General features: G+C 47.4%; 20 protein-coding genes and 1 riboswitch. Of the genes, 14 read left to right on the top strand and 6 right to left on the bottom strand.

The window, feature by feature from the left end; genetic code table 11:
- Nucleotides 1-25: 25 nt before the first annotated feature.
- Nucleotides 26-205: riboswitch (cobalamin riboswitch) on the top strand.
- Between the two features lie 208 nt (nucleotides 206-413).
- Nucleotides 414-1,208: a hypothetical protein gene (locus DEALDRAFT_RS14220; RefSeq protein WP_008518721.1), complete on the top strand. Its 795-nt coding sequence runs from the start codon at nucleotides 414-416 to the stop codon at nucleotides 1,206-1,208.
- A 282-nt stretch (nucleotides 1,209-1,490) separates the two neighbouring features.
- On the top strand, nucleotides 1,491-2,420 hold the full coding sequence (locus DEALDRAFT_RS14215; protein WP_008518720.1) for a DUF6612 family protein: 930 nt from the start codon (nucleotides 1,491-1,493) through the stop codon (nucleotides 2,418-2,420).
- A gap of 64 nt (nucleotides 2,421-2,484) precedes the next feature.
- Here DEALDRAFT_RS14215 and DEALDRAFT_RS14210 read toward each other — a convergent pair whose 3' ends face one another.
- The 3 genes from DEALDRAFT_RS14210 to DEALDRAFT_RS14200 all read right to left on the bottom strand — a co-directional run bounded on the left by DEALDRAFT_RS14210 (nucleotide 2,485) and on the right by DEALDRAFT_RS14200 (nucleotide 4,188).
- Nucleotides 2,485-2,943 (bottom strand): hypothetical protein, encoded by a 459-nt coding sequence (locus tag DEALDRAFT_RS14210; RefSeq protein ID WP_008518719.1) that lies wholly within the window; start codon nucleotides 2,941-2,943, stop codon nucleotides 2,485-2,487.
- Nucleotides 2,944-3,127: 184 nt separating this feature from the next.
- Nucleotides 3,128-3,586 (bottom strand): type VI secretion system tube protein Hcp, encoded by a 459-nt coding sequence (locus tag DEALDRAFT_RS14205; RefSeq protein ID WP_008518718.1) that lies wholly within the window; start codon nucleotides 3,584-3,586, stop codon nucleotides 3,128-3,130.
- A gap of 65 nt (nucleotides 3,587-3,651) precedes the next feature.
- The gene (locus tag DEALDRAFT_RS14200) at nucleotides 3,652-4,188 is read right to left on the bottom strand and encodes a DUF2284 domain-containing protein (protein WP_008518715.1); all 537 of its coding nucleotides are present in this window, start codon (nucleotides 4,186-4,188) and stop codon (nucleotides 3,652-3,654) included.
- 450 nt (nucleotides 4,189-4,638) lie between these two features.
- Between DEALDRAFT_RS14200 and DEALDRAFT_RS14195 the strand changes: the two genes are divergently transcribed.
- The 3 genes from DEALDRAFT_RS14195 to DEALDRAFT_RS14185 all read left to right on the top strand — a co-directional run bounded on the left by DEALDRAFT_RS14195 (nucleotide 4,639) and on the right by DEALDRAFT_RS14185 (nucleotide 7,558).
- The gene (locus tag DEALDRAFT_RS14195) at nucleotides 4,639-5,697 is read left to right on the top strand and encodes a CoA transferase subunit A (protein ID WP_008518713.1); all 1,059 of its coding nucleotides are present in this window, start codon (nucleotides 4,639-4,641) and stop codon (nucleotides 5,695-5,697) included.
- Nucleotides 5,698-5,731: 34 nt separating this feature from the next.
- Nucleotides 5,732-6,514 (top strand): CoA-transferase subunit beta, encoded by a 783-nt coding sequence (locus tag DEALDRAFT_RS14190; protein WP_008518712.1) that lies wholly within the window; start codon nucleotides 5,732-5,734, stop codon nucleotides 6,512-6,514.
- A 135-nt stretch (nucleotides 6,515-6,649) separates the two neighbouring features.
- Entirely contained in the window at nucleotides 6,650-7,558 is a 909-nt protein-coding gene (locus DEALDRAFT_RS14185; protein ID WP_008518710.1) for a diacylglycerol/lipid kinase family protein, read from the top strand.
- 68 nt (nucleotides 7,559-7,626) lie between these two features.
- Here DEALDRAFT_RS14185 and DEALDRAFT_RS16270 read toward each other — a convergent pair whose 3' ends face one another.
- Complete coding sequence (locus DEALDRAFT_RS16270) at nucleotides 7,627-8,703, bottom strand: polysaccharide deacetylase family protein (protein WP_008518709.1); 1,077 nt, start codon at nucleotides 8,701-8,703, stop codon at nucleotides 7,627-7,629.
- A gap of 189 nt (nucleotides 8,704-8,892) precedes the next feature.
- Here DEALDRAFT_RS16270 and DEALDRAFT_RS14175 point away from each other — a divergent pair, with 189 nt between their 5' ends.
- The 8 genes from DEALDRAFT_RS14175 to DEALDRAFT_RS14145 all read left to right on the top strand — a co-directional run bounded on the left by DEALDRAFT_RS14175 (nucleotide 8,893) and on the right by DEALDRAFT_RS14145 (nucleotide 15,892).
- Entirely contained in the window at nucleotides 8,893-9,498 is a 606-nt protein-coding gene (locus tag DEALDRAFT_RS14175; RefSeq protein ID WP_008518707.1) for a TetR/AcrR family transcriptional regulator, read from the top strand.
- The gene (locus DEALDRAFT_RS14170; RefSeq protein WP_008518706.1) at nucleotides 9,495-10,346 is read left to right on the top strand and encodes an ABC transporter ATP-binding protein; all 852 of its coding nucleotides are present in this window, start codon (nucleotides 9,495-9,497) and stop codon (nucleotides 10,344-10,346) included. Before DEALDRAFT_RS14175 ends, DEALDRAFT_RS14170 begins: the two co-directional genes overlap by 4 nt.
- Nucleotides 10,343-11,038 carry a hypothetical protein gene (locus DEALDRAFT_RS14165; protein WP_008518704.1) on the top strand — a complete coding sequence of 232 codons (696 nt, stop codon included), beginning with the start codon at nucleotides 10,343-10,345 and terminating at the stop codon, nucleotides 11,036-11,038. The genes DEALDRAFT_RS14170 and DEALDRAFT_RS14165 overlap by 4 nt, the downstream gene beginning before the upstream one ends.
- 3 nt (nucleotides 11,039-11,041) lie before the next feature.
- Entirely contained in the window at nucleotides 11,042-11,770 is a 729-nt protein-coding gene (locus DEALDRAFT_RS14160; RefSeq protein ID WP_008518702.1) for a hypothetical protein, read from the top strand.
- A gap of 129 nt (nucleotides 11,771-11,899) precedes the next feature.
- Nucleotides 11,900-12,661 (top strand): imidazole glycerol phosphate synthase subunit HisF, encoded by a 762-nt coding sequence (gene hisF, locus DEALDRAFT_RS14155; protein ID WP_008518700.1) that lies wholly within the window; start codon nucleotides 11,900-11,902, stop codon nucleotides 12,659-12,661.
- 74 nt (nucleotides 12,662-12,735) lie between these two features.
- A complete protein-coding gene (locus tag DEALDRAFT_RS14150; protein WP_008518699.1) occupies nucleotides 12,736-13,908 on the top strand; it encodes a M50 family metallopeptidase in 1,173 nt (390 codons plus the stop codon).
- Nucleotides 13,909-14,094: 186 nt separating this feature from the next.
- Complete coding sequence (locus DEALDRAFT_RS17590) at nucleotides 14,095-14,505, top strand: NapC/NirT family cytochrome c (protein WP_083798823.1); 411 nt, start codon at nucleotides 14,095-14,097, stop codon at nucleotides 14,503-14,505.
- 13 nt (nucleotides 14,506-14,518) lie between these two features.
- Nucleotides 14,519-15,892, top strand: coding sequence for an ammonia-forming cytochrome c nitrite reductase subunit c552 (locus DEALDRAFT_RS14145; protein WP_008518697.1), 1,374 nt, complete (start codon nucleotides 14,519-14,521; stop codon nucleotides 15,890-15,892).
- 21 nt (nucleotides 15,893-15,913) lie between these two features.
- On the opposite strand, the gene DEALDRAFT_RS14140 is transcribed toward DEALDRAFT_RS14145, so the two are convergent.
- Both DEALDRAFT_RS14140 and DEALDRAFT_RS16265 read right to left on the bottom strand, forming a co-directional pair.
- Nucleotides 15,914-16,372, bottom strand: coding sequence for a hypothetical protein (locus DEALDRAFT_RS14140; RefSeq protein ID WP_008518694.1), 459 nt, complete (start codon nucleotides 16,370-16,372; stop codon nucleotides 15,914-15,916).
- Nucleotides 16,373-16,476: 104 nt separating this feature from the next.
- Nucleotides 16,477-16,869 (bottom strand): hypothetical protein, encoded by a 393-nt coding sequence (locus DEALDRAFT_RS16265; RefSeq protein WP_008518692.1) that lies wholly within the window; start codon nucleotides 16,867-16,869, stop codon nucleotides 16,477-16,479.
- Between the two features lie 253 nt (nucleotides 16,870-17,122).
- Here DEALDRAFT_RS16265 and DEALDRAFT_RS14130 point away from each other — a divergent pair, with 253 nt between their 5' ends.
- A complete protein-coding gene (locus DEALDRAFT_RS14130) occupies nucleotides 17,123-18,193 on the top strand; it encodes a class I fructose-bisphosphate aldolase (protein ID WP_008518690.1) in 1,071 nt (356 codons plus the stop codon).
- Nucleotides 18,194-18,274 lie beyond the last annotated feature (81 nt).

Below are 18,274 nucleotides of genomic sequence, written 5' to 3'. Positions count from 1 at the left end.
TTAGCTTATTTACAGTATAAAACAACTGCATACTGTGCACATAGGTGTATTGACTTAAAAGGGAAGTCGGTGAGAATCCGGCGCGGTCCCGCCACTGTAAGCAGAGAGTTTGCCCCTATTATACCACTGACTGGTTTCAGGTTGGGAAGGTTGGGGCAGATGATGACATGTAAGCCAGGAGACCTGCCTAGGTGAGTATTTACCTCCTTCGGGTGAAAGGTGAAGGTGAGTGGGCATTGCCACGCCGCTTGCTGTGGCATTTTTATTTTCTGTTGGAATTATCCAGCTTTCATTTTACCGAAGGCTGGACTTTATTTTTTTTGCGGTGCCTCTACCCAGGTTAGAGGTATGAGACAAGAAGTAAATATCTCGGTGGAGCTTGTATTTTCAATCTAAAAAGGGAGGTTTAGGACATGGATTTAGGTGTACTGAATAATCATGCGAAGAAAATTGATGATTTTGACAGGACTTTCTATCAGGTCAAGCCTGTAAGCGGTATAAGCAAGGAGCCTGCTCCTGGAGTACATAATATTGTAAGCTGCTTCGGCAACAATGAACTGGGAAAAAAAGAAACGGAGCTTTGTGCTGTAGGTTCAGGAGAAGGCGAACAGAGACTGTGGCAATGCATCTGCCCTAGTGCTGAAAGTTACAGACAGGAGTTAAAAGAATACATTTTAAACCTATCGAAGCAGGAAGTAGCAGGTATTCACCTTGACTGCATCGGGCTTCCGGGCCCCAGCTACTGTAGCTGTTCCCGCTGCCAGAAACTCTGGCAGGAGTCCGGCCTTACCTGGGAGATATGGCGCTGTAAAACTGTAACTGATTTTATCGGAGAAGTAAAATCCATACTGCCGGATACAATGCCTTTATCACTATCACTTTATCCAGATCCTGTACACCCTGAGCGGTTTGGCCTGGACCTTAAGAGCCTGGAGCAATATGCCGACTTTTTTCTTGTTCCCCTTTATGACATGACCTACAAATCTCCATATTGGATGGAAGTTCTGGCCAATGCGTTTCGTAGAAGATTAACTAAACCGCTTTATGTAGAGATCTACATGAAGGGCCCTAAAGAAAAAGATTTGCTTGCTGCTGTGCAGGCGGTGGCTGCCCACGCAGATGGGTTAGTTTTTGCATATGACACCAAGCTGAGCAGAGAACTGCTCCCTCAGATTAAAATGGCCATAGAAAACGCCAGAACTTTATAATAAATTTACGTAAGTTGACCCTCGGACCTGTGGTGTGCCAGTTGTACTGCCAAGGGCATATAAGAAGAGCACGATCATAGTTGAACTGCGGCCAGCAGGTATGTAAAATCCCAAAAACAACAAGAAGTAGATGAAGCTTACAGTGCAAATGATTAATAATATTAAACCTGACCCCCAGGGTACTAAAAACAGGACTTTAAGCCTATTTCTTTATCGATGGAAAAGAATTACAATGATGACAGTAAATATGATATTTCGTCAAAGAAATAGGGAGGGGTATTTATGTTGGGAAAAAGTCGCTTAGGGCTGCCTATCGTATTGGTATTATTAATGGGGTTAATAGCAGGGTGCTCTGGCACAGAAGAGGCTCTGAAGGCTGCAGAAATATATGCAAAATCTATAGAGGCAATGAGTGAGGTTAACTCTTATGAGTTTGATATCGAGATGTTTCAGGTAATGGAGATGCCGGAATCGGTTCAGGAACCTGATATGCCTGATAAACTTGAGATTCAGACCAGGGGGACAGGGCGTGCAGTAATGGATCCTGTGGCAATGGAAATGACATTATCTATGCACATGCCTTTCCTTGTCAATTTCCCCGAGGCTGCTGAGTTTGGGGATCTTGAAATGCAGATGTATATGGTGGAGAATCAAATGTATATTTATGACTCCATGTCAGGCATTTGGATGAGTCAGGATTTAGGTGATTATGGGTTAGAATTGGAAGACCTAATGGAGTTTAGTATGGATGATACTGATCCCATGCAGCTCTTGACTATGCTGGGAGATGACGGGGCAGCTGCAGCTTCTTTAAAAACTGTGGACAACAAGTATTACCTTATTACGCTAGAGGATGCAGAAGGTGAGGTAATGCAGAGAATAATAGACGAATATATAAAAGATGAACTGGCCGATAGTTTAGCTGAGTTTGATATAGAAGCTGCGTTTGAGGAATTATTTGATATGGCTACCTTTGCTGATATCAGGTACAAAATCTGGATTGATATGGAATCGTATTACACAACAAAAGCAGAAATGTCTTTCAGTATTGTGATTAACATAGAGGGTGAGACAATAAAAACTACACAAACAGCATTAATGGCTTTTAAGGATTTTAATACCTTTGATAGTATTACGGTTCCGGATAAAGTTAAAGACAACGCGGTGCCTTTGGTTGAACTGTTTGAATTTATGGAGTTGGAATTACAATAATACAACAAAAGGCCTGCGGATTCTTTTACAAATTCGCAGGCCTTTTTCTTTAGTGGGAAGGAAATCAATTTATCTCAGGGGTTTGCCGAATGGGTTTGCCCAGAATGCTTTCAAAATCGGCTAACAGTTTTTGGTCACTAATGCCATGGTAGACGATAAGTTTGTTTTTCTGATAAAAATATATTTTCGTTGACCAATCGATTAAAACATTGCCAATTCTTAACCCATCTTCTGAAATGGTTTCAGCTTCGGCTTTTGCGGTTTCTCTGTCTGAAAACTCGTATACCTGTACCCAGTGTTCCTCGGAATTGATTTGTATAGATTTGGGGTATTCAGAAAAGAACGTGGATTTAGTAATTTCCTCTTTCTCCTCATCTATTTCAGTAATTTCATATCCCCTGGCCTGTAACACTTCAATAAATTCGTCATAGGAGTTTACAGTATAGCTTGGTGAACCTTCCGTGCTGCAGCCGGCCCCTACTGCAAGAATAGCTAAGCAGAGTAATAATATAACTCTTTTCATATATTCCCTCCTCGGAATTTTTTATTACATACTCTTAGACTGCTTTTACAATAAAAAGGTTCCATTGCGGCTGCTGGTATCACACGGCTAAAATAGAGAAGCACAGTTTGTGGAACTGTGCTTCTTTGCTGCTATGTAATTGGTTATTTCAGGACTGAAGTCGTAATGTGGGGCCCCAACTGGGTTAGAGGGGCTTTTTACCTGAAAGGTCCCAGCCGGTGCTGGAGCTTTTGTATTCCCATTTTATTTTGTCAAAGCCCAGGGTGAAGGTATCGCAGAGATTTTTGTCGGTTTTTAGATATTGTCTGGTGGAGGAGATAAAGACGTCGTGAAGTGTGATCATATATTGAATCTGTTTGGCCGCATTATTATAGAAATAGAGAATAGCACGGGGTATGATCAGGTTGGTGGCGGCGGCCAGATTTAGCACCGGGGTGTAGCTGTCCACCGGTTTGGTGAGGGTAATTGTTGACAGTTTGGGGTTGGCCGAGGCCTGGACAGGCATTTGCAGGTACTGATTATATTCATAGCAACGGATCAGGCGGTTTAGGTCACCTGTTTCCTCTGTGATGCCTTTTAGATAGAGACAGACATCGATGCCCTCAGTTCTCTGCTGTTTGGTCAAAAACTTCAAAAGACTCATTAGATAACCTCCGGCAGTGTGTTTAAGTTAGTATATGAACGCTGCCGGGCATTTGTCACGGCGCTTTATTTAATTAACAGAAAGGCGTAGCGGTGCATGGTCTCATGGTATTCTTTTAATACTTCCATGGGGTAGCCCGCCTGTTGTACGGTGGCAAATACGTCTATGCCCAGGGCGTCGGCGGCGGGGCGAGATTGTACCGGCAGCAGGCATTCTGTCCTGGAGCCGGGGCAGTTACTGCAGTAGCCGCAGGAATCAAAGCCCAGCAGAAACGCTTTGTAAAACCCTTGCAGGAAGACCTCTCTTTCCAGAGTGAGAAGTTTTTTACACATTTCCCTGCTCCAGGGATGGCGGTCTTTTGGATGGTCAACGGCTTTAGTCAGGTGAAAGAGAACCACATCACTGTACTCCGAGATCATCTCCCGGGTTTCCGCCACCGGGGGAACATTGGGCGGGCACGCGCCACCTTTGCCGTAGTTTGCGCAGCCAAACATGCAGCGAAAGCGGACCCATTGTGCAACTATGATGCTTTCGGCACTGATCCATTTAAAATCCCTGAAGCCGTGCTTAAGAAATAAATTCTCCAACTGGACTTTGTTCACATTCCTGCCTCCAATCCGTTTCCTTAACTTGATGGACCTGTTTTATCTTTATTTGCAAAGGCTACCGACAATGACGTGAAACCGATATTGTTTGCAGGTATATTGTTCTTGACAAAGAAGATATACGGTAAAAGATTCGTATTCTATGGAGAAGGCCCTGACCTACAAAGGATTGGCACTATGCAACATAAATACTGATGCTGTATTTTCTGTGTTTAACGAAACACTTCTGCGCTAGATTATTGCAACATTAACAATAGTAACATGCGAAGCACTGACTTTTTTCAAGGTCGGTGCTTTATGTTTTCTTTACAAAAAAACAAAGAATTCATTATCATGGTTTGTAAACAACGAATATACATTAAAACAAGAGGAGGGATGTATTCGTAAAAAGAGAGCTATCCACTGTTTATGGGCAGAAAATTAACCAAGCAAGGAGGAGAGTGTGAAATGAAAAAGGTCGGTTCGGATATCAGGAAAATTTCTAAGATCAGGTATCAGGAAAAAGTGCCGGAGTATTGGGGGCCTACACCTGATGAGGCCAGAAAGATCATGGTTAAGAAGTCCAAAGCACTGAAAGATAAAAGGACCTCTTTAAAAGAAGCGGTGCAAAAACATGTTAAGGACGGTATTAACCTGGGAATCGGCGGCTTTGTTAATACCAGGGTGCCTTTTGCCGCTGTAAGGGAAGTTGTCCGGCACGGTGCCCGTAATCTGACTCTGTCTTTTCAGTCCAATTCAATTTGTGTTGAGCTTTTGGCTGGTGCCATGATCTTAGATCCTGACCGGGTATCAATTAAACGGGCGGAGTTTGCCTGGTGGGGATATGAGATCATTGGTATCGCACCGCTTTTGCGTTACCTGACAACAAACGGGTTAATAGAAGTTGACGATTATACCAACTATGGAATGTCGGTGCGCTTTAAAGCGGCTGCTATGGGTATTCCCTTTATACCGGTCCGTGATCACGGCGGCTCAGACATGGAACTGGTTAATAAAGGACAAATGGTTGAGTGTCCGTATACCGGCAGGAATACCTATTTACTCCCGGCCTGCCATCCCGATGTGGGTCTTGTCCACGTCAGTGCGGCGGACCAAAACGGAAATTCCCGAATCTTTGGTGCTCTGTGCACCTGCCCCGAAATTGCCATGGCCTCCACCTACACCATTGTGACGGCGGAAAGGATTATCCCGGAAGAAAATATTCGGAATTTTCCGAACTTAACCGAAGTGCCCCACCCTGCTGTGGACTCTTTGGTGGAGCGCTCTTATGGTGCATATCCGGGGGCATGCTATGGTTTTCATTGGTTTGACATGGAACACATCAAAATGTTTAGGGCAGCAGGGGAAGATTTCCGGATGACGGGTGATAAGACCATGCTGAAAAAATACTATGATGAGTATGTTTTCGGCTGTGAGGATTACGATGACTTTCTGGAAAAAGTATCATACAAAACCCTTAGCAAGGTTAATAAACTTGATGGCGGCCAGCCCATCATTCTGACTTGACCAAGACGGTTTATTAAGGAGGAGGCTGATTTGAATGACTGAATATAGTCACGTTGAAATGATAGCTTTTACCGGCTCCAGAGTTTTGGAGGATGAGACCATTGTTTTTGTGGGCACGGGGCTACCCATTGTTTCTGCTGTTCATGCCCAGTATACTCATGCTCCCGGTCTCTTGATGATTTATGAGGCCGGTTCGCTGGCGCCGATTCTGGATATGGGGATGCCTTTATCTGTGGGCGACACCAGGGCTGCCCGGCGGGCTACGTTTTTAAAAGGGTTATGCGGCGCCTTTGAATTAACGCAGCGGGGGTATGCAGATTATGCTTTTATTGGTGGCGCGCAGATAGATATGTACGGTAATGTCTGCTCAACGCTACAGGGTGAAGAGTACGGAAAACCACGGGTCAGATTCCCGGGCAGCGGCGGTGCCGGGGCAATGGCGGCAAACTGTGAAAGAACCATTGCCATTATGGCGCTGGAGAAGAGACGGTTTGTCAAGCAGCTGGACTTTGTCACCAGTATCGGCTTTGGCGACGGTTCTCCCGACTACCGGGAAAAGGCAGGAGTTATGGGATCCGGCCCATACCGGGTAATCACCAACCAGGCACTCTTTGGTTTTGATGAAGAGACCAGAAGGATGAAGCTTTTGGAAGTAAAGCCCGGGGTTACGCCGGAGGATGTTCAGGAGCTGGTGGAATTTGAGTTGATTATCCCCGACGATGTGAAGGAGATGGCGGAGCCAACAGAGGAGGATTTGCGACTGCTCAGAGAAATCGATAGCGAAGGATATTTCCTGAAACGACAGTTTAAGAAGTAGCTGTTCAGGATTGGGGGGTCGGGTTTGGCAAATGATTAAAAATGTTAAACCTGACCCCCAGGGTTTTGGAGGAGTTTGAAAATATTTATGGAATTGTTCAAGGTATTATAAATTGAACGCGATACAGGAGAGAATATGACTGCAAAAGTGGTTCTTAACCCTTATTCAAACCGCTGGAACGCCAAACGGCGCTGGCCGGAAGCGGAAGCTGCCTTAAAAGCGGCAGGCGTAGATTTTTCCCTGGCTGTTTCAGATTATCATGGACAGGCTGTGGAGCTTGCCCGGCAGGCTGCTTTGGAGGGCTTTTCCCCCATCATTGCCGCAGGTGGAGACGGCACCATCGGTGAGGTGGTAAATGGTCTGGCTTTGGCCAACGGCGAGGAGAAGGTGGGCCGGTTGGGCATTATGCCGCTGGGTACCGCCAATGATTTAGTCTGCAATCTGGGGCTGCCCAGGGATTTGCCTGAAGCAGCAAAAGTGATTGCCGCCGGCAGCGTGCAGATGCTTGATGTCTGTAAAGCGGGTGAGAAGTATTTTGTCAACAATTCGGCACTGGGACTGGAACCTTATGTGTCAACGATTCAGCAGGAAATTAAGTGGTTAAAGGGGATTCCCCGCTATCTGGCCGCCGCCCTTAAAGGGATATTTGCCAATCCCAAGTGGGAAGCCCGTGTTGAATGGGACGACGGATACTATGAAGGGCCGCTGACCCTGATTTCAGTGGGCAATGCGCCCCGGACCGGGGGGCTGTTCTTTATGGCTCCTCACGCCGATCCCTTTGACGGAAAGCTGACTGCGGTGATGGTGAACAAAAAAACAGCCCTAGGCACGTTACTTCTTTTACCCAAGGCCATGTCGCCCAAAGGAACCTATATTTATGCCGAAGGGGTGCAGCAAATCCACACCACCCGCATTCGGGTTCGCCTTAAACGTCTGTCTCCGGCACACAGTGACGGTGAACTTTTCCCACAGGAGGTAGACAGCCTTGATTATTCAATTCTACCGGGAAGGCTGGAACTGCTGATGCCTGGGGGTCAGGTTTAATGTTATTAATCATTCTGATAAAAAAGCACTGACATCGGTCAGTGCTTTTGCTTATTTACTGCTTTGTCTCAGAGATCATTAGCATCAATAACCTCTGCCACGCTGACTCCGTATTTTTTAGAAATAGAGTAGAGTGTTTCACCCTGGCGAACGGTATGAATCAAGTAGCCTTCCTCGGGTGGGGGTAGCATTTCATTTACGGTGACCAGTTTATAGCCATCTTCTCTGAGCCCGCTAATGATGCGGGGCAGGGCTTCCACCGTATTATAGCCGCCGATATGCATGAGGATGATGCCTTTATCTGAGGCGTTGTTTAGTACTCTGTTAACCAGATAATCAACGGTAACCTGCTCCCCCCTAATTTCCCGGGCCCAGTCATGGGTATCCACCGTCCACATTACGGTGTAGGGGTAACCCTCCTGGGCCAGAATCTGCAGCATCCGGTCGTTGTAGGCACCGTATGGAGGCCTGAAAAGGTAGGGCTTGCTGTTGGTGGTTTCTTTAAGGATACGGGTAGACTCCCGGAGTTCTTGCCTGATTTGCTGGTCCGTCATTTTCGACATATCCCCGTGGGTGAGGGAGTGGTTTTCCAGGATATGTCCTCTGTTAACGATCTCCCGGCCAAGATGGGGATAATCCTTAACCCAGAGCGCCCTGGGAAAAAAGGTGGACTTTACCTGGTATTTATCCAGCACATCCAATAGCGGAATTGTTTGCTCATGGAGCCACCCGGCATCAAAAGTAAGGGCAATTTGTTTCTGCCCCGCGGAAAGTGTCCCTTCCCTAACCACCTTGGAGTGTGTCAGGCTCCCGTTTTTGGAGGTGGGAATAAGGAGCTGCTGGTCAACATAAATGATTGGAGTGTCCGGCTTATCTGTCTCACTGGGCGGTTGTGGTTTGGGCTCTGGTTGCGGCTTCGGTGCCGGGTCCGGCTGGGGCTGGGGCCCGGGCTCCGGCTCCGGAGCGGGTACTGGTTCCGGGAGGTCCGGTTCCACAGGAGGCACAACTTCAGAGGGTGGGGTGCCAGTTGGGGGTGGCTCCGATTGGTTCCACGGTTGCCAAAACGCCAGGGTATAAACGGATAAGAATAACACGGGCAACACTACTAAGACGGCAATCTGCCATTTCTTCAGCGGCAACTTCATGCGGTTATCCTCCCAATCTCTTCTTGTACTACAATAGTCTAATTCGGTCCCAAAGGTTCTCCGTTGACGGAAAAACCGTTCTAATATATGGAATGAATGGCTACAGCCTCTTGTATCAGGAGGCTGTTTCTGATATATTTGACTAAATGACTATATCCGTAAAGTTAGTCATTGGGGGGGGGTAAGAAAGTGCCGAAAGCATTCAGCGATGCGGAAAGGGAGCAAATCTATAAACGCTTAATTGAGGCTGGTAAAGAGTGCTGGGAGAAATATGGCATCAAGCGCACAAATGTGGATGACCTGGCCTCGCTGGCGGGAATCTCCAAAGGTACTTTTTATTTGTTTTTTAAGAGTAAGGAACTGTTTTTTATGGAGGTTATGCAGCAGGGCCATGATGAAATAAAGAGCCGGTTGATGGAAGTTATCATGACGCAGCAGGGACAGCCCAGAGAGAGATTTGTGGGGGCAATAATGGCTATGTATGAAGAGATCAGGCAAAATAAATGGCTGCTTAGCCTGATGAACGATAAAAGTGAATTTGAATATCTGCTTCGCAAGCTTCCCACCGAACAGATTGAGCAGCATATTATGGGTGATGACGATGATACAAAGCAACTACTGGCGCTGTTTGGCGTTGACAGCAAAGTTAGGCCTGAAGTGGTCTCCGCCGCTTTGCGCGGCATGTTTTTAATGCTGCTGCAGCAAAAAGAAGTTGGCGCAGAGCTGATGGACGACGCCTTCCAATTGCTGTTGGAGGGGATGGCGCTAAGGATATTTGAGGAGGAGCAGAAATGATTAAGGTCAGCGAGTTGCAATTTTCCTATACAAAGCAACAGCCATTTATCAGGGATATGTCTTTTGAAGTTGGCAGGGGAGAAATATTTGGTTTTCTGGGGCCTTCGGGAGCGGGAAAAAGCACGCTGCAGAAAATCCTTACCGGTATTTTGCGGGATTATCGGGGTAGTGTGAAGGTACTGAACACGGAAGTCAAAAACCGGTCGAATCGTTTCTATGAGGAGCTGGGGGTGGATTTTGAATTCCCCAATTTGTACGCTAAATTTAGCGGTCTGCAAAATCTGCAGTATTTTGCTTCTCTTTATCAGCGAGACTCCCATAACCCGCAGGAGCTTTTACAGCGGGTGGGCTTAAGTGAACATGCAGATAAAAAAGTTGCCGGCTACTCTAAGGGGATGAAGATGCGTCTGGCCTTTATCCGGGCCATTATGCATAAGCCGTCCATACTGTTTCTCGATGAGCCCACCAGCGGGCTTGATCCTGCTCATGCCCGCAATATTAAAGATATGATTCTGGAGCAAAAGCAAGAGGGAAGAACGATTATTTTCACCACCCATAACATGCATGATGCCCAGGAACTGTGTGACCGGGTGGCTTTCATTGTGGATGGCCAAATCAGGGCGCTGGATACACCCCAAGCCCTGCGCACCAGAAAAAGCGGTGTGGAAGTAAATTATACTTACCGCGAAGATGGGCAGGAGAAAGCAGCCGGCACTCTGTTGTCTTCACTGCATCAGGACCCTGAATTCAGACGCCGCCTGGATGCAGGGGTTCTTACCGGAATACATTCCAAGGAGCCAACTCTGGAAGATGTGTTCATCGAACTGACGGGCAGGTGCCTGCAATGAGGTTTTCCCGGGTATTATTAGCCGACATCCACTATCAGTTTAAGTACGGGTTTTATTTTCTCTATCTCTATGTATCCGCAGTTTATATCGCCATCCTGTTTTTGCTGCCGGCGGAAGTCCAGCGCGTAGGTGCTGCTGTAATTATCATGTCTGATCCGGCCGGATTGGGATTTATCTTTATTGGCGGAATTCTGCTTTTGGAGAAGGGTGAAGGGCTGCATAGCTATTTTTCCATAGTTCCTGCCACCATTTCCGAATATATCTGGGCTAAGGTTATTTCCCTTGGTTTGGTCTCCACTTTGGCAGGGCTGGTGATTGCCGGCATAGGGTTAAGGGGCGGCGTTAATTACCTGCTGCTTACAGCGGCTATATTGGTTGGGTCCGCAGTGTTTACACTCTTTGGGATAGCGGTGGGTTCCATGGCCCGCTCGCTTAATAATTACCTGGTCATAGGCATTCCGGCAGGTCTTATTTTGATGGGGCCCGCATTTCTCACCGTGATTGGCCTGACTCATTTCCTGGTGGAGATTATCCCGGCCACACTTTTACTACGCCTGCTCTACGTGGCTGCGGGGCTTGCTATTCCCTACCATCCGGCAATTGCCATGGCCGGCCTTATCCTTTGGCTGGTGCCGGCCTATATTCTGGCTAACAGGCGTTTTACACTTTACCTGGAAAAGACGGGGGGCTAATAAATGAGGGCGGTTGCAAAAGTGTTTTTTATCGGCTTGGGCCAGATTCTTCGGGACGGGATGCTGCTGCTTTTGGTGCCCACACCTTTTCTCATGGCAGCTGCTTTGCGTTTTATCTTGCCGTGGGGAGACAGATTGTTAATACAGGAAATGAATTTTTCCCTGGTTACCTGGTATCCGCTCAGCGACGTGCTGGTCCTTGCCATGACTCCCATTATGACCGGAGTGATCTTTGCTTTTTTAATGTTGGATGAACGGGATGAGCGCATCGGCACCTACTATAGCATTACCCCGGTAGGAGGACACTCTTATCTTTGGGCCCGTCTGGCCGCACCCATGATCTGGGCATTTTTCACCTCTATAATCGTTATTTTACTGTTTGGCCTGAGCATAGAGGATATGGCGGTAATTTTGACGGTAAATACCATCGGTACGCTGCAGGGAGTTATCTCTGCTTTGCTGATTCTGGTTTTGGCCGGTAACAAAGTAGAAGGAGTGGCTTTATCCAAGCTGACCAATGCTTTGATTTTAGGGCTGCCGGTGGCCTGGTTTATTGATGCTCCATATAAATATCTGGCCGCCTTTCTGCCTAGTTACTGGATGGGTGAAATCGTCCACGCCACAACTATGGGGGCACTCTCCGTTATGCTGCCCTATGGGTTGGTGGGGGCGGTAATTGCCCTCCTTTGGATAGTCATTTTATTGCGTCTGTATCTACGCAGAGCAGATTGAGGGCATGTAGTGGTGAACAGTTCTGTTTGGATGCAAATGATTAAAAACATTAAACCTGACCCCCGGTAAAGGAATTCTGTTTGCAGGGGCGAATGATATATTTTACAGAGCTGTGAAGGGGTGTTTTATATGTCAAAGGTGCTGATTATGCCTTGTCTGGATATTAAGGACGGGCGTGTGGTTAAAGGTGTGCATTTTGTGGGGTTACAGGATGCCGGAGATCCGGTGGAGAGTGCGCGGGCGTATTGTGATGCCGGGGCGGATGAACTGGCCTTTTTGGATATTACCGCCACCATTGAAGGACGTAAAACCATGTTGGAAACGGTTAAGAAGGTGGCTGCTGTCACCACCGTTCCCTTTACCGTGGGAGGCGGGATCAAAAGTGCTGCCGATGCGGAAGCTGTGCTGGCGGCAGGAGCAGACCGCGTGTCCATGAGCAGCGCTGCTTTTCGCAATCCAGCACTCATAGATGAGGCGGTTAAACTCTTTGGCCGGGAAAAAGTGGTGGTGGCCATTGATGTGGACAAGAATGCGGCTTTGCCCTCCGGTTATGAAGTTTATGTGGACGGGGGCAATACCGCCACCGGCAAAGACGCCATAGAATGGGCCAAAGAAGCGGAAGCACGGGGAGCCTCTATCATCCTGCCCACCAGTAAAGCATGTGACGGTGCTAAAACCGGCTACGATCTGCCACTGATACGCGGCATTAAAGAAGTGGTCAGTGCGCCGGTGGTGGCTTCAGGCGGTGCCGGCAGCAAGGAACATTTCCTGGAAGCCGCCCAGGCGGGGGCTGATATCCTCCTGGCAGCTTCGGTTTTCCACTTCGGTGAAATTGCTGTCCCTGACTTAAAAGAGTATCTGGCGGGGCAGGGAATAGCAGTGGCAAAATAGCAGGCATGCACAAAGCGCAGCCACAAAAGCTGCGCTTTTTAGCAGTTAATATAGCATTCTAAGGAGTATGCCAGTTGAGGAAAAAACGTAGTAAGGACCACATTCTTAGAAAATTAATGGTTAGCCTTATTTTTCTGGCCATAGGGTTTTTGGCGGGCTTTATTGTGGCCGGTGCAGGCGGATATTTCCAACTGCCCGGCTATGCCCCGGTTTTGATTTTTATCCTGACTTTTTTTGTTTCCCTGGTTGTGCATGAGATGGGCCATTTTATCAGCTTCGTAACTGACGGGGTTAAGATGCGTGCGCTATATTTATCTGCCTTTTTGTTTATTACGGAAAACGGCAGGTGGACCTTAAAGTTTCGTCCAAACAGTATGACTCTTATTGGTGGATTGGTTGTACCCGATGTGGGCGTAATTGAGGATGAGCATAACTTTCAAAAGATGCAAAAAGCCTACGCCAGGGCTATTATTGCCGGTCCCGTTGCTTCCATTTTTCTTTGGTTGGTTTCGGTGATTATCATAATTTCTTTTTTTCTGGGCAGCGGGAGTTTAAGTGCCGCATGGCTTGTTTATCTTGGCTCACTGACGGTAATTACTTTGTTAATCATAGTCAGCAGCATGTTTCAGACCGAGGCTTTTGTGGGCGATTTTCCGGCCTACAAGCTCTGCAAAAACGACCGCTTTTTTGCGGCCATGCAGTTGTATCAGTATGTGCTATTATCTTCCGAACCGGAAAAGATAAGGCGACAAAATACCTATCTGAAAGAAGTGCTGCTCAACGAGTTGGCGGAGAAATACGGAAAACGGGAGGTCCATGTTTTTACCCTGAATATAATTGATGCGTTCCTGGTGGAGTATTTGGTGGGTGAAACGGAAGAATTGCCGCCCGTGGTTTCGGACTATATTACCTATCTGGTTGACAAGCCACAGGTGCTGTCCAGGCTGAAAAATTCCGAAATTGCCCTGCTGCTCCGTGCTCACATTATCAGGCTGTTGTCTGCTCAGGAAAATACGAAGGAGCTTGCCCTGGATTTTTATCAGGCTTTAAAACGGGATATTGAGCCTGTAAATCCTGTAAAAAAGTATATAATCAGGCAAACAGAACATGTCCTGGGTCTGGCCGATCACGGTGAGTATCTGCAGAATAAGGCGAATATCATCATCTCACCGGCCCATGATGTGCTGAAAAATTTCCCTGGGTATTACATGGATGAACTGAAACTTAATCACAGTACTCAACATTAATATCAAGGTTTTACAATGAATCTAAGCTCACAGAATAATTGAATTCTAAATAAGCAGCGCCCGACAGGAACTGTTGGGGCTGCTTATTCTTTTTGTCTGGCATGAAAGAATCCTGTTATGTATGCTTTTACAGTAAAAGGCAATGTTAACCAATAGGGAAGCTTACAGTAATGGGGTTAAGCAGATATGAAAATTTTAAAAGCTGGATTGCTGGTTGCGCTATTATTCCTTTTCCTTTTGACAGGATGGCGAGCTTATGAATTTCAGGAACGACCGGAATTTTGTAATCTGTGCCATGGGGTAGAGATATTTTATGAAACCTGGTTTCATTCTGCCCACAGGCCCGTTACCAATTGCAAGGACTGTCATATTCCGCAGGATATTCGGGAGTTTTTTTGGTCACCACGCTATGGGATTAGGGATTTTTATGCTTACTTTCTGGGGGATACCCCGGATTTGTATAGGGCAAAACCGCCTACTCCCCGAATTGTCCGGGAGAATTGTATCCGCTGTCATGAAGCGCTGCTTCGAGAGCTCCCGCTGCATGAGCGCTTAGAGTGCCAGCACTGTCACAGGCAGACGCCACATAGATTATAGGTGGGGTTTATGTATGAAGAAGGGTAATGAAAAGCATTGGATATGGGTGCCTCTGGGTGCCCTCGCTGCACTTTTTGCCGCGGCCAAAGCCCGTAGCACGGAAAAACATAGGCCGGCCCACTCTGGTGCCTGTAAGCACCGTTGGCTTTGGCCGATGATTTTTGTCGCTCTGAGCTTGTTTGCCGGTATAGCTGGCGGAGTACTTATAACCAGACAGTACTACCAAAGGCATGTTCTGCCGTCCCGGCCCACGGTGCAGTGGCAGATTGCAGAAAATGAGGTAAATCCGGCTAACTGGGGACAATGGTTCCCGGACCACTACCAGTCATATTTAGAAGGCTTGGAGCATGCTGGGGAACCGCCTCAGAAAATAAAGTTGCGGCCCGCTTTGGAGATACTATGGGCGGGCTATGATGCAGCGCCGAGTATACGGGAGCACCGTGGCCATCCATATTCTCTGGACGATGTAACTCGGGAAGCGCCGCTTCGTAATAACCAAGCGGGCTGTCTTACCTGCAAAGCAGCTGAAGCACCGCTGCTTTTGGAACAAATGGGAACGGATTTTTATAAAAAATCATTTTCTGAAATGAGAGAGGATGTTCAACATCCTGTTTCCTGCAGCGCCTGTCATGACCCGGAAACAATGGGTTTGCGTCTTTCAAGAGAACCTTTTATTCAGGCGTACGTTCGGGCCGGTGGTGACCTGAAAAATGCAGGGCGTCAGGAAATGCGGAGTCTGGTGTGTGCACAATGCCACATAACGTATTATCTGGATAAGGAAAGCGGGGAGGTAAACATTCCCTGGACAGAAGAACCGAACATAAGTAATGTGGAGCACTATTATCTAGCTCTGTCGGAGTACCGTACCTGGGAACATGCCCTGACTGGTGCAGAAATACCCAAGCTGCGCCACCCGGATTATGAATTTTTCCTGGGTAGTACCCATCATGACGCCGGTGTTAGCTGTGCCGACTGTCATATGCCGTTTATGATCAAAGGAGACAGGAAGATGACCTCGCATAGTTTTGAAAGCCCGTTGGAAACTCCATTAGCTTCCTGTGGTGTCTGCCATCGTGAAAGTGAAGAGTATCTTGTGCAGCGTATTGAGCGTATTCAGGCTGATGTGTCGGGGGTACTGTCAGTGGTGGAGGATGAGTTGGTTCAAGCGGTACAGATGGTGGAGGAACTTCGTCAAAAACCGGATGCTGATCCTGAGGATATCAGGATAGCCCAGGAACTGCACCTCCGGGCGTTCCTACATTATGATTGGGTTTTTGCAGCAAACAGCATGGGGTTTCATAATTCCCGGGAAGCCTTAATCATATTGTCTGAAGCGATGCGTTTGGCTAAAGAGGTGCAATTGGTGGTGCTGCAAGCCGGATTGTAGTGACAAATATAGCTTTACAGTTTAAGGCAGACGGCCCACCGGCAGCGACATATAGCGTTTGTATAAATAACCAAGAAAGGCTCCGTAAAGTATGTAGCTGATGATGTTAAAATAAATGGCAGTATTCGTCATGGCCCATAAGGGTTGTTCCGGAGCCAACCAGGCCAGGGTAAGGGTTGACAGAACTAAAGCTGCCGGCCCAAAGCCGATGCCCCAAAAGACGGACTTTTCCAGGCGGTGGTGGACAACATAAGCCAAAAGGAGGCCAACCAGTGCAAAGAAAGCTGTATGCAGCACAAAACCCACAATAAGCCCAAAGACAGAAAAAAGCAGGTTTTCAGGCAATATAATGCCGGCCGCTGCAATATAAACGTGATAGGGCAGAATGTTTAGCAAATAAGCGGCCCACTGCAAATAGGCCAGAGCCAATCCGGAGACGGCGCCGGCCAGTGAACCGGATTTTATCATGTGTCGATCCATTTTCTCACCCCTCAAAGCAAGCTTTCCCGGACAAAGTGAGGAGTATTCAGGTAAAAAGCACAAACAAAAAGAAGGTTTCCAATTTGGGAACCTTCTCCGATAATTTAGCATGTTTTGTATTTCTGAAATGAACAAACTTCGTTAATACTGGCTATGGCCTGCTTTAGCCAGGGCTGTCGGATTGCGTTATCATCAGTAATGGCCTGAAATGGTATGTCTTTAATTATGTACAGAATTCTTTCGGCACACTCCATGCCATACGGTGTAAGTTTTACGTTATCGATAATCACCATTCTGGGGACCGGGCAGCAGTCCCCGGTAATAATCAGTGACCCATAGATAAACCCTTCGTTCTCCAGTTTATCAACGGCCACTTTGAATTTTGTGGCATCAATACCAAGTGTTCTTGCGGTGACAGCCTTCCACAGATGGGGATTTTCTTTCTGCGTTTCTTCATATATGGCCAGTAAAACCTGTTGCGCCGCATCAAGTCGCATCAATGTGCCCTCCCCCTTATGCCATATCTGACATGCTTTGCTACAAAATTCTCCCTCTTTCTCCTTTTTTCCTGCTATTGTTCTAGAAAATTATTCGATTTTTCTCCAACACTTACAATTTAATTAAAACTGAAACACCGGGAAGGTGTAAAAACTTGCCACCTAGAAAAGAAGGTTATAACTGTTGTGTTACCAGTCAGGTTGTAATCATATAATTTTCCAATGGACAAAACCTTTTTTATGGGGAGGAATGATGGGTGTGAATATTGCCGATATGTTGGGTAATGATGCAGAGCAGTTGCTAAACCACCAATGCAGCACAGTTTCCAAAAAAATGCTGCATTTGCCGGGTCCGGATTTTGTGGACAGAGTGTTTGCCGCTACCGACCGCCCGGTACCTGTGTTGCGTAGTTTGCAGGAGTTCTTTAATCATGGCCGGCTAAGCGGAACCGGGTATCTTTCTATTTTGCCGGTGGATCAGGGAATTGAGCATTCGGCCGGCGCATCCTTTGCGCCGAATCCGGCGTATTTTGATCCGGAAAATATTGTGAAGCTGGCCATGGAAGGGGGCTGCAACGCGGTAGCCTCAACTCTGGGCGTGTTGGGGGCTGTGGCCAGAAAATATGCCCATAAAATCCCCTTCATCGTGAAACTAAACCATAACGAACTGCTTTCTTACCCCAATACCCACGATCAGGTGATGTTTGCAGATGTGCGGCAGGCCTGGGAACTGGGGGCAAGAGGGGTGGGCGCCACCATCTACTTTGGCTCGGCAGAGTCTGGCCGCCAGATTCAGGAAGTTTCAGAAGCTTTCCAGCTGGCCCATGAGTTGGGGATGTTTACTGTTTTGTGGTGTTACCTGCGCAACCCTGCTTTTAAGGTTGACGGCACAGACTATCATACGGCCGCCGATCTTACCGGCCAGGCTAACCACCTGGGGGTAACATTAAAGGCCGATATTATTAAACAAAAAATGCCGGAAACCAATGGCGGCTATCCGGCGGTGAGCGAAAAAGCAGGCAAAGAATTTGGTAAGACCAATAAAAACGTTTACAGTAAACTGACGTCAGAGAACCCCATTGACCTTACCCGTTATCAGGTGGTAAACTGCTATATGGGCCGAGCCGGATTGATTAATTCCGGTGGGCCTTCCGGAGACAATGATCTGGCGGATGCGGTGCGTACCGCCGTTATCAATAAGCGGGCCGGCGGCATGGGCCTGATTTCCGGGCGAAAAGCATTCCAACGCCCCATGGCAGAAGGGGTAGAACTGCTGCAGGCCATACAGGATGTGTATCTAGACCGCAGTGTGACCATTGCCTAAAAGTTGCCGGCCAGGCGGCCGGCTTTACCTTTATCCTCTATGTTACACCACACTGCAAAAACACAGGTTGACAATGAAAAT

Source organism: Dethiobacter alkaliphilus AHT 1 (assembly GCF_000174415.1).
In the GTDB taxonomy this organism is placed as follows: domain Bacteria; phylum Bacillota; class Dethiobacteria; order Dethiobacterales; family Dethiobacteraceae; genus Dethiobacter; species Dethiobacter alkaliphilus.
The sequence above is the reverse complement of the archived record's forward strand: the minus strand, read 5'-3'. Positions and strand labels throughout refer to the sequence as shown.

Coding starts and splice junctions, on each gene's coding strand:
- DEALDRAFT_RS14205 (WP_008518718.1), bottom strand. CDS start 3,586: ATGAGTCTTTTGAAGTTTTTGACCAAACAGCAGAGAACTGAGGGCATC.
- DEALDRAFT_RS14130 (WP_008518690.1), top strand. CDS start 17,123: ATGGGTGTGAATATTGCCGATATGTTGGGTAATGATGCAGAGCAGTTG.
- DEALDRAFT_RS14170 (WP_008518706.1), top strand. CDS start 9,495: ATGATTAAGGTCAGCGAGTTGCAATTTTCCTATACAAAGCAACAGCCA.
- DEALDRAFT_RS14165 (WP_008518704.1), top strand. CDS start 10,343: ATGAGGTTTTCCCGGGTATTATTAGCCGACATCCACTATCAGTTTAAG.
- DEALDRAFT_RS14195 (WP_008518713.1), top strand. CDS start 4,639: ATGAAAAAGGTCGGTTCGGATATCAGGAAAATTTCTAAGATCAGGTAT.
- DEALDRAFT_RS16265 (WP_008518692.1), bottom strand. CDS start 16,869: ATGCGACTTGATGCGGCGCAACAGGTTTTACTGGCCATATATGAAGAA.
- DEALDRAFT_RS14140 (WP_008518694.1), bottom strand. CDS start 16,372: ATGGATCGACACATGATAAAATCCGGTTCACTGGCCGGCGCCGTCTCC.
- DEALDRAFT_RS16270 (WP_008518709.1), bottom strand. CDS start 8,703: ATGAAGTTGCCGCTGAAGAAATGGCAGATTGCCGTCTTAGTAGTGTTG.
- DEALDRAFT_RS14220 (WP_008518721.1), top strand. CDS start 414: ATGGATTTAGGTGTACTGAATAATCATGCGAAGAAAATTGATGATTTT.
- DEALDRAFT_RS14190 (WP_008518712.1), top strand. CDS start 5,732: ATGACTGAATATAGTCACGTTGAAATGATAGCTTTTACCGGCTCCAGA.
- DEALDRAFT_RS17590 (WP_083798823.1), top strand. CDS start 14,095: ATGAAAATTTTAAAAGCTGGATTGCTGGTTGCGCTATTATTCCTTTTC.
- hisF (WP_008518700.1), top strand. CDS start 11,900: ATGTCAAAGGTGCTGATTATGCCTTGTCTGGATATTAAGGACGGGCGT.
- DEALDRAFT_RS14210 (WP_008518719.1), bottom strand. CDS start 2,943: ATGAAAAGAGTTATATTATTACTCTGCTTAGCTATTCTTGCAGTAGGG.
- DEALDRAFT_RS14145 (WP_008518697.1), top strand. CDS start 14,519: ATGAAGAAGGGTAATGAAAAGCATTGGATATGGGTGCCTCTGGGTGCC.
- DEALDRAFT_RS14215 (WP_008518720.1), top strand. CDS start 1,491: ATGTTGGGAAAAAGTCGCTTAGGGCTGCCTATCGTATTGGTATTATTA.
- DEALDRAFT_RS14185 (WP_008518710.1), top strand. CDS start 6,650: ATGACTGCAAAAGTGGTTCTTAACCCTTATTCAAACCGCTGGAACGCC.
- DEALDRAFT_RS14160 (WP_008518702.1), top strand. CDS start 11,042: ATGAGGGCGGTTGCAAAAGTGTTTTTTATCGGCTTGGGCCAGATTCTT.